The sequence below is a fragment of the Geodermatophilus sabuli genome (assembly GCF_900215145.1).
GTDB classification, from domain to species: Bacteria; Actinomycetota; Actinomycetes; order Mycobacteriales; family Geodermatophilaceae; genus Geodermatophilus; species Geodermatophilus sabuli.
Map to the genome: position 1 here is coordinate 1 of NZ_OBDO01000024.1, position 1,392 is coordinate 1,392.

The window sequence follows — 1,392 nt, forward strand, 5'->3', positions numbered from 1 at the left end:
ACGCCGGGGGCGGTCTCGCGCAGGGTGAAGCCGTCGGCGGTGACGTCGATGACGGCGAGGTCGGTGATGACCCGGTTCACACACGCCCGCCCGGTCAGCGGCAGGGTGCACTCCTGCACGAGTTTGGGGGAGCCGTCGCGGGCGGTGTGGTCCATCATGATGATCACCGTGCGGGCGCCGTGGACGAGGTCCATCGCGCCGCCCATGCCGTTGACCATCTTGCCGGGGATGAGCCAGTTGGCCAGGTCGCCGCGGGGGTTGACCTGCATGGCGCCGAGCACGGCGACGTCGAGGTGGGCGCCGCGGATCATGCCGAAGGACAGCGCGGAGTCGAAGAAGGACGCGCCGGGCAGGATGGTGACGGTCTCCTTGCCGGCGTTGATCAGGTCCGGGTCCTCCTCGCCCTCGACCGGATAGGGGCCCACGCCCAGGATGCCGTTCTCCGAGTGCAGCACCACGTGCACGCCGTCGGGGATGAAGTTGGGCACCAGGGTGGGCATGCCGATGCCGAGGTTGACGTAGGAGCCGTCCTCCAGTTCGCGGGCGACGCGGGCGGCGAGCTGGTCGCGGGTCAGGGCCATGGTCAGTTGCCTTCCTCGGCGGCCTCGTCACCGGCCGCGGCCGGCGCCGGGGCCGGGGCCGGGCGGGGGCGGGTGGTGAGCTTCTCGATCTTCTTGTCGTCGGGGGCGGCGAGCACCACCCGGTCGACGAACACCCCGGGCAGGTGCACCTGCTCGGGGGTGATCTGTCCCGGCTCCACGATCCGCTCCACCTCGGCGATGGTGATCCCGGCGGCCATGCCGACCAGCGGATTGAAGTTGGCCGCGGACTCGTGGAACACCAGGTTGCCGTGCCGGTCCCCGACCGCGGCCCGGACCAGCCCGAAGTCGGCGCGCAGCGCGGTCTCCAGCACGTACTGCTGGCCGCCGAACTCGCGGATCTCCTTGGGCGGAGAGGTCTGCGCCACGGTGCCGTCGGCGTGGTAGCGGACCGGGATGCCGCCGTCGGCGACCATGGTGCCCACCCCGGTGGGGGTGTAGAACGCCGGAATGCCCACGCCGCCGGCGCGCAGCCGCTCGGCCAGCGAGCCCTGCGGGGTCAGCTCCACCTCCAGCCGCCCGGACAGGTAGCGGCGGGCGACCTCCTGGGAGCCGCCCACGAACGAGGAGATCGTCTTGGTGATCCGCCCGGCGTACAGCAGGATGCCCAGCGCCTCGTCGTCGACGCCGCAGTTGTTGCTGATCGTGGTCAGCTCCGTGGTGCCCCGGGCCAGCAGGGCCTCCAGCAGCCCGTAGGGCACGCCACACAACCCGAACCCGCCCACCCCCAGCACCGCGCCATCGGGCACGTCGGCCACCGCCGCGGCAGCACTGTCCACCACCTTGTCCATGC

The 1,392-nt window shown here is 71.9% G+C and carries 2 protein-coding genes; both read right to left on the minus strand.

What is annotated here, in order from left to right; all coding sequences use genetic code 11:
• The coding region (locus tag CRP39_RS26065; RefSeq protein ID WP_097209314.1) for a CoA transferase subunit B at window positions 1-581 on the minus strand (581 nt) is incomplete at its 3' end.
• A 2-nt stretch (window positions 582-583) separates the two neighbouring features.
• Window positions 584-1,392 (minus strand): CoA transferase subunit A (locus tag CRP39_RS26070; protein ID WP_097209315.1); only part of this gene is annotated, 809 nt, incomplete at its 5' end.